This window comes from Chromobacterium alticapitis (assembly GCF_002924365.1).
GTDB classification, from domain to species: domain Bacteria; phylum Pseudomonadota; class Gammaproteobacteria; order Burkholderiales; family Chromobacteriaceae; genus Chromobacterium; species Chromobacterium alticapitis.
The window spans coordinates 1-6,482 of record NZ_PQWB01000100.1 but is presented as its reverse complement, the minus strand read 5'-3'; the positions used below and the strand labels follow the sequence as shown (position 1 = coordinate 6,482).

The window sequence follows — 6,482 nt, the reverse complement described above, 5'->3', positions numbered from 1 at the left end:
TCCAAGGCTCAAGCCGCCAAGGCCGACGCTTCCGCTCCGGTTGCCAAGAAGGCTCACAAGCACCACGCCAAGAAGCACGCCGCCAAGAAAGCTGAAGCCTCCAAGGCTCAAGCCGCCAAGGCCGACGCTTCCGCTCCGGTAGCCAAGAAGGCTCACAAGCACGCCGCCAAGAAGGCCGTTGCTTCCAAGGCTCAAGCCGCCAAAGCCGATGCTTCCGCTCCGGCCAAAAAGGCTCACAAAAAGCACGCTGCCAAGAAGGCCGCCGCTTCCGCTGCCAAGTAATTCAGGCAACGGCGCCGCGGCTGTTTAGCTAGCGGCGTTGCATCATCGAACGGGGCGCATTGCGCCCCGTCGTCATTTCAGGTGCTCCATCATGAAACTGCCCCGCCTCGCGCTCTGTCTCGCGCTGATGCCCGCCCTCCTCCACGCCGCGCCATTGAGCCGCGAACATAAAATCCTGTTCTTCGGCAAGGACGAGCGGGTGCTGGTACAGCCCGACCATTTGCCCTGGCAGGCCGTCGGCCAGTTGCAAACCCGCTCGCGCAATATCTGCACCGGCACCCTGGTGTCGCCTAATGTGGTGCTGACCGCGGGGCATTGCTTTCTGAACGATCAGGGCAAAATGGACAAAGCCATCAGCTTCACCGTTGGGCTGTGGGGCAATGAGTATGAAGACCGCAGCCAGATTGCCGAGGTCTATGTGGACCGCGCCTTTCTCAAGGGACTGATCCGACGCAAGGACGGCATCTACATCCCGCCGAATATCGGTCCGCGCGATTTCGCCTTTGTGCGCCTGAAAACGCCGCTGGGCAAACAACAGGGCTATATTCCCGTGTTCCAGGGCAGCCGCGAGCAACTGAAAAAACTACTGAACGAAAAGAAATGGACCGTCACCCTGGGCGGCTATCCGATAGACGACCAGCGTCACTTGCGCGTCCACAATCATTGCAAGGCCACCGATTTGAAGAACGATGGCCGCTTGACTCACCGCTGCAACTCATTGGAAGGCAATAGCGGTTCGCCTATTTTCGTCTTCGACGCCAAAGGACAGGCCAGCATCGTCGCGGTGCAAAGCTCCGCGCCGCCAGCCCAGCGACGCAAGCATGAAGACAATCTCAGCGTCTCCGCGCCCATGTTCAGCCAAGCCCTGCGCGATTTCATCCAGCGCGCCAAAACAGCGGAATCCCGATAAAAAACAGCCCTGCCGACAGCCATCGACAGGGCTTTGTTCTGCTGCCGGAAAAGGCCTGCTTAATCCGCCAGCGCCTCGCGTTGCGCCTGCAGCAATTCGGCGATGCCCTTGCGCGCCAGCGCCAGCATGGCCGTCATTTCTTCCTCGCTGAACGGTTCGCCCTCAGCCGTGCCTTGCACCTCGACAAAGCGGCCGCCGCCGGTCATCACCACGTTCATATCGGTCTCGCAGTCGGAGTCTTCCGGATAATCCAGGTCCAGCACCGGCAGGCCCTGGTATACGCCGACCGACACCGCCGCTACTTGGTCACGCAGGGGATTGGCCGCCAGCTTGCCGGCAGCCTGCAAGCCTTTGATCGCATCGGCCAGCGCCACATAGGCGCCGGTGATGCTGGCGGTGCGGGTGCCGCCGTCGGCCTGGATCACGTCGCAATCGATGACGATCTGGCGCTCGCCCAGTTTGGCCAAATCCGTCACCGCGCGCAGCGAACGGCCGATCAGCCGCTGGATTTCCTGGGTGCGGCCGGACTGCTTGCCGGCGGCCGACTCGCGGCGCATGCGGCTGCCGGTGGAGCGCGGCAGCATGCCGTACTCGGCCGTCACCCAGCCTTGGCCCTTGCCCTTGAGGAAGGACGGCACGGTCTCCTCCACACTGGCGGTGCAGATCACCTTGGTGTCGCCGAACTCCACCAGCACCGAACCTTCGGCGTGCTTGGTGTAGGAACGGGTCAGTCTGACGACGCGCATCGCGTCGGCGCTGCGTTGGGAGGGGCGCATGCTAGAAGCTCCGGTAGGATGGAATGGCAGCGATTATAACCGCTCAGCCGCCCTTGCCCACCTGGCTGGCCAGAATCTCGCGGTGCATGGTCTCCAGATTGGACTCCAATATCAGCCGGCCGCCCATGCGCGGCGGGTTCTTCTCGGTATCCAGCGCGTCGCTGCGCTCGCCCAGCTCCACCGCGTCGTCCAGCACCGTCACGGCGATCGCGGACAGATTGTCGCCGCCGGCGCCGGCCCGCCGCTCCGCCACATTGATCAGGGCCGGCAGCACCTGATTGACGTGGCGGCCCGCGAACACTTTTTCCAGTTCCGCATCCTGAATTTGCGACCACAGGCCGTCGGTGCACAGCACCACGGAACAGCCTGGCCCTATGGGCTGGCGCTCGCCTATGTCGATGTCCGGATCGCTGGACGCGCCCAGACAGTTGTAGATCTTGTTGCGGTCCGGATGGGTCTTCGCCGCCTCCTCGGTCAAGACGCCCTGATCGATCAGCCGCTGCACCTGGGAGTGGTCGCGCGAACGCAGGCGCATGCCTTTATGGTCCAGCAAATACAATCGCGAGTCGCCCACATGGCACCAGAACAACTGGCCCTGCTGCAGAATGGCAGCCACCACGGTGGTGCTGGGCACGTCGGGCAGCCGGTGGTCCGCCGCGTATTCCAGAATCACTTGATGCACAGAGCTGATCGCATTCACCAGGAAACGGTTGGGATGAGTCAGCGTAGGCGCGGCCTGTTGATAAAACAGCTCGCACAACAGATCCACCGTGATCTGGGCCGCCACTTCGCCGCGCATGTGGCCTCCCATGCCGTCCGCCACCACCAGCAAGACTGCCTCCCGCGTGTGGGCGATGGCCAAGCGGTCCTGGTTATAACTGCGGCCGCCTATCCGGCTCTCCTGGAAAACCGATAACTTCATTCCGTTCCCTTTCCATGCCGGCCGCCGGTCAAACCGCGGATCCAGCCCACCAATCGATTTCCCTCTCCTGCCGCTGGCCGCTCCGGACTGCTGTATTCCGTTTGCTGCAGACATTTCTGCACTTCCAGCACCGTCGCCGGCCTGTCGTTGGGCGGCAGTGCCAGACATCGGTCGCACAGCTCGGTCAGCTCGCGCGAATACTGGTGGCGAAAGGCCTGGCTGGCCGGCACCAGCCGGTCGCGCTCTCCCCGCTCGCGCGCGCCGGGCGGCGTCGCGCCGCCCATGCACACGTACAGGCAGGCGCCTATCGCGTAGATATCGGTCCACGGCCCCAAGGGCTGATCTTTCTCATATTGTTCCGGCGCGGCAAAGCCCGGCGTATACATCGCGGCGAAATGCTTGGCGTTGCGCGACAACGTTTGCCGCGCCGCGCCGAAATCCAGCAGCAGCGGCACGCCATTGCGCCGCAGATAGATATTGGCCGGCTTGATGTCCAGGTGCAGCAAGCGCTGGCTATGCACTTCGCGCAGGCCGGACAGCAAGGCGGCGAACCACTTGCGGATCTGCCGCTCCGGCATTTTGCCGCCCGCCAGCTCCAGCTCCTTGCCCAGCGAGCGGCCGTCGGCATACTCCATCACCATGTACACCGTGTGATTGGCGCGGAAAAAATTGCTGACGCGCACCACAGTCGGGTGCGAGATGCCGGACAGCACGCGGCCTTCCTCGAAAAAGCACTTCAAGCCCAGATTGAAGGCGTCCCGGTCCAGCTCCAGCGGCACGGTCACCTCGTCATTGACATTGCGCTCGGCCAGATTGCGCGGCAGGTACTCCTTGATGGCGAATTTGCGGTCCTCATCGTCCAGCGCCAGGTAAACGACGCTGAAGCCGCCGACCGACAGTTGGCGAACAATGGTGTACTCGGCCAGGCGGTAGCCCGCCGGCAATGGGGTTTGCTTGCTGGATTGAGTCATCGAATGGCTGTTGATATAGTGTCCTCTGGCCCTGAATTGAGCTTAGCAAAGCAATTCGGGCCCGGCATTTGGAAATCCCTACAATCACAGGAGCCCCGCATGATACTGAGCATGACCGGCTTTGCCGCCGCCACCCGGGAATTCCCAGGTGGAATGTTGAGCCTTGAGATACGCGCAGTCAATCACCGCTATCTGGATGTGCAGATGCGCCTGCCCGAAGAGCTGCGCATCATCGAACCGCAATTGCGCGAACAAATCGCCGCCCGCGTCACCCGCGGCAAGCTGGAATGCCGCGTCGGCCTCAACCAGGTCGACAGCGCCGCGCCGACGCTGGAACTGAACCAGGCCTTCCTCAGCCGCCTGATGGATGTGTCGCGCCAAGTGCAGCAGCAATGCGGCGCCAACCACGGCCTGTCGGTGGGGGAGCTGATGCGCTGGCCCAGCGTGCTGAAAAGCAATGAACTGGCGCCGGAAGTGCTGCACCAGTTGTGCCTGGACGCGTTGCAAACCGCGCTGGCCGATTTCAACGCCTCGCGCTCGCGCGAAGGCGAAAAGCTGAAGGCGGTGCTGGTCGAGCGCATCGAGGGCATGGAGGCCATCGTCGCCGCCATCAAGCCCAAGCTGCCGCAAATCCTCGAAAACTACATGGCCAAACTGTCCGGCCGCCTGCAGGAGGCGCTGGGCAGCGTGGACGACGACCGCCTGAAGCAGGAGTTCGCGCTGTTCGCGCAAAAAATAGACGTGGACGAGGAACTGTCTCGCCTGACCACCCACCTGTCCGAAGTGCGCCGCATCCTCAAATCCGGCGGCCAATCCGGCAAGCGGCTGGACTTCCTGATGCAAGAGCTGAATCGAGAAGCCAACACCCTGGGCTCGAAATCCGTCTCCACCGACACCACCCAAGCTTCGGTCGAATTGAAGGTTCTGATCGAGCAGATGCGGGAACAGATACAAAACATCGAGTAAACTTTCACGCCGTGTCATAGCGTGTCAGCGAAACCACAAAAGCCCCGCCAGTCGGGGCTTTATTCATTTCAATTCGTGTCATCAAGTATCAACAAAGCGCATACTTGCCGTGTACCCAAGGGTGTACCCATAGCACTTTTTGCCAAGTCGTTTGGGTACACCCCCTATTCGCTGTTCAGATTTTTGGCGTTCCAACAGCGGCGCGGGCTTGAGGGGTCTACTCCGTATTCGAGGTGTGAACATGGGCAAGCTGACCGACATGCAAATCAAGGCCTGGATCAAGGCCGGGGAGCGATTCGAAGGCCGCGGCGATGGCGATGGTCTCTGGCTACGCTTCCGTGAGAACGACAAGGTTCCAGTCTGGCGCTATCGCTACAAGTTCGCCGGCAAATCCCGCACTATGCAAATTGGCAGCTACGCCGAGCTGTCACTTGCCAAAGCCCGGGAAACCGTCAAAGCGCTATCCGCCCGGGTGGCGCTGGGCCACGATGTCGCAGGCGAAAAGCAGCAGAAGAAAACGGCCGCCCTCGCCCAAATCGAAGAAGAGAAAAACGCCGTCACCATGCTGGAGCTGGCGAACGAGTACTACGAGCGGATGATCTTGGGCCGCTGGAAGCACCCCGACATCGTGCGGCGCCGGATAGACAAAGACATCGGCCCGATGCTGGGCAAGCTGAAGGTAGAGGACATCAAGCCCCGCCATATAGACGACATGCTGCAGAGCATCGTCAAACGCGGCGCGCCCACCATGGCCAACGACGTGCTGCGCTGGACCCGACGCATGTTTGACTACGCCATCAAACGCCACATCATCGAAATCAACCCGGCCAGCGCCTTTGACGTGGGCGACGCCAGCGGCAAGGAAGAAGCCCGCGACCGCGCCTTGAGCCGCGACGAACTGGCCAAGCTATTCGCCGCGATGAAGCTGGCCAAGGGATTCAGCGTAGAGAACGACCTCTCCATCCGCCTGCTGCTGCTCCTGTGCGTCCGCAAGATGGAGCTGTGCGCCGCCCGCAAGGAAGAGTTCGACTTGCCGGCCAGCGTCTGGCACCTGCCAGGCGAGCGCAGCAAGACCGGCAAGCCTATCGACATCCCCCTGCCCGCTCTGGCAGTGGAATGGCTGCAGCAGCTGTTCGACCTGGCCGGCCCGAGCGATTGGCTATTACCGGCCCGCAAGATGCAGCACCGCATGGTGCCGCACATCCATGAAGGCACCATCGGCACCGCCATGGGCAAGGTCAAGCCGCACATGCCGGAAGTGACGGACTTCACCGTCCACGATCTGCGCCGCACCGCGCGAACCCACCTGGCGGAATTGGGCGTCGACCCGGTGGTAGCCGAACGCTGCCTCAATCACAAGATCAAGGACGTGGAAGGCATCTACAACCGCCACGACTACTTCAACGAGCGCCGCGACGCCCTTGATAAATGGGCCGGGCTGCTGAATGCCCTGGAGAATTGGAAGCCCTACAACGTGACACCAATAAGCAAGGACCGCAAGAAACAAGCCTGACACCAGCTTTGCCATACCTACTTCGACAGAAGGAAATCCGGAACCCCACGAAAAGAGCAATGAAATCACCGCGATTCCCGCCCTGCTGGAAAGTCTGCAACTCAAGGGGCGGCTGGTCAGCTTCGACGCCATGGGCTGCCAA

The 6,482-nt window shown here is 61.8% G+C and carries 7 protein-coding genes; 4 read left to right on the top strand and 3 right to left on the bottom strand.

From position 1 onward, the window contains the following. Both C2I19_RS22075 and C2I19_RS17625 read left to right on the top strand, forming a co-directional pair. On the top strand, positions 1-282 hold a 282-nt coding region (locus C2I19_RS22075), incomplete at its 5' end, for a hypothetical protein (protein WP_199181252.1). A 91-nt stretch (positions 283-373) separates the two neighbouring features. Continuing rightward, positions 374-1,192 (top strand): trypsin-like serine peptidase, encoded by an 819-nt coding sequence (locus tag C2I19_RS17625; protein WP_103903961.1) that lies wholly within the window; start codon positions 374-376, stop codon positions 1,190-1,192. 59 nt (positions 1,193-1,251) lie between these two features. On the opposite strand, the gene rph is transcribed toward C2I19_RS17625, so the two are convergent. From rph to C2I19_RS17610, 3 genes are read right to left on the bottom strand one after another with little or no spacing between them, the layout of a single operon-like run. After that, positions 1,252-1,968 carry a ribonuclease PH gene (gene rph, locus C2I19_RS17620; protein ID WP_103903960.1) on the bottom strand — a complete coding sequence of 239 codons (717 nt, stop codon included), beginning with the start codon at positions 1,966-1,968 and terminating at the stop codon, positions 1,252-1,254. 43 nt (positions 1,969-2,011) lie between these two features. Then, entirely contained in the window at positions 2,012-2,890 is an 879-nt protein-coding gene (locus tag C2I19_RS17615; RefSeq protein ID WP_103903959.1) for a PP2C family protein-serine/threonine phosphatase, read from the bottom strand. Further along, positions 2,887-3,861 (bottom strand): serine/threonine protein kinase, encoded by a 975-nt coding sequence (locus tag C2I19_RS17610; RefSeq protein WP_103903958.1) that lies wholly within the window; start codon positions 3,859-3,861, stop codon positions 2,887-2,889. Before C2I19_RS17610 ends, C2I19_RS17615 begins: the two co-directional genes overlap by 4 nt. Before the next feature lie 99 nt (positions 3,862-3,960). On the opposite strand from C2I19_RS17610, the gene C2I19_RS17605 reads away from it, so the two are divergent. Together C2I19_RS17605 and C2I19_RS17600 are read left to right on the top strand one after the other, a co-directional pair. Beyond that, positions 3,961-4,827, top strand: a complete 867-nt coding sequence (locus C2I19_RS17605) for a YicC/YloC family endoribonuclease (protein ID WP_103903957.1) — start codon at positions 3,961-3,963, stop codon at positions 4,825-4,827. Positions 4,828-5,068: 241 nt separating this feature from the next. Next, entirely contained in the window at positions 5,069-6,340 is a 1,272-nt protein-coding gene (locus C2I19_RS17600) for a tyrosine-type recombinase/integrase (RefSeq protein ID WP_103903956.1), read from the top strand. Positions 6,341-6,482: the final 142 nt, after the last annotated feature.